Origin of the sequence: Citrobacter sp. EC_71, from assembly GCF_019584005.1 — a bacterium.
Lineage (GTDB): Bacteria > Pseudomonadota > Gammaproteobacteria > Enterobacterales > Enterobacteriaceae > Citrobacter > Citrobacter werkmanii.
Window position 1 is genome coordinate 1 of the sequence record NZ_VDAY01000058.1, and the last position, 1,083, is coordinate 1,083.

3 protein-coding genes are annotated in these 1,083 nt (G+C 42.3%); 2 read left to right on the top strand and 1 reads right to left on the bottom strand.

The features are described from left to right. Together FHD02_RS24615 and FHD02_RS23965 are read left to right on the top strand one after the other, a co-directional pair. Positions 1-91 (top strand): hypothetical protein (locus tag FHD02_RS24615; protein WP_039391442.1); only part of this gene is annotated, 91 nt, incomplete at its 5' end. Next, positions 72-977 (top strand): hypothetical protein, encoded by a 906-nt coding sequence (locus tag FHD02_RS23965; protein ID WP_220394382.1) that lies wholly within the window; start codon positions 72-74, stop codon positions 975-977. The genes FHD02_RS24615 and FHD02_RS23965, both read left to right, overlap by 20 nt. Positions 978-992: 15 nt before the next feature. Here the strand turns inward: FHD02_RS23965 and FHD02_RS24620 are convergent. Next, the coding region (locus tag FHD02_RS24620) for a hypothetical protein (RefSeq protein ID WP_039391442.1) at positions 993-1,083 on the bottom strand (91 nt) is incomplete at its 5' end.

Sequence of the window (1,083 nt, forward strand, 5' to 3'; positions counted from 1 at the left end):
CTCAATGTGGCAGTTACTGAAAAAGGTCCGCCATTTTATGGAAACCGCCAGCCCATTCCCCGGAGGAAAACATGGCCAGGCAAAAGTGTAGCGGTATTAGGCGCAGCTATTTAGAGCAAAGGTTATCATCAAGCGATGGAACTGACTATGTTGGATATGGAGATGGTACACTTACAGATAAGATTAAGCAGTTGGATGCTGCTGATGAGGAGCTTAATAAAGCAATTGTAAGTAACTTTGTTACAAACATCATACCATGCTCCACGCCAACAGTAGGCATGGGAGTGAAGGCTATTGTTAAAATAAGCTCCGATGATGATTTTTACGTCATTAGCAAAAAAGCAAATGGTAAGTCTGGATTCCTCGCCAGCCGGGTTACAAATGAAGTTTCCCCATCTGATGCGGGAAATTACGGTGGACAGTCTCCATTTAGACCTGGAAGTGTATATAACATTAAAGACGCTGTTGTTGCGAAGCTTGCTCCTTATGCAAAGGGAGCTGGTGTTATCTTATCAACTTTTAATGCTTCACAGATCGCAACATTATTTGGGTTTTCGGCAACAGGGGCATCAATTAATGCAAATACTGCTGCCGGTGATTATACCCTGTTTAGTCCTCAGGTTTATCAGGTACCAAATGGAAGTGATATCACATATCAACTTTCTGTACAAAAGGCTAAGATACGATTTGCAGGTTCAAATAATTCCTCAGCGACAATAAATATTAGTATTAGCCGTGATGGAACAAACTGGCTACAAACAAAAACTTTGACAACACAACTTCCTCCGGCTGGTCAATCACCATTACCTATGGAAATTGATGTTGATGGGCTTTCTGGTACATGGTACTTGAAAATATCTAATGCACACACGGCTCCATGTTACGTTGTTGGACTGAATATATTAAGCATAGGCGGGGATGTGGTCCTTGATTATGACAATATAATGGCAACATTAGTTCCAGATCTTGCTAAATAGCTGCGCCTAATACCGCTACACTTTTGCCTGGCCATGTTTTCCTCCGGGGAATGGGCTGGCGGTTTCCATAAAATGGCGGACCTTTTTCAGTAACTGCCACATTGAG

Bases quoted from the DNA above. Each gene is read 5' to 3' on its own strand.
- FHD02_RS23965 (WP_220394382.1), top strand. From the start codon at position 72: ATGGCCAGGCAAAAGTGTAGCGGTATTAGGCGCAGCTATTTAGAGCAA.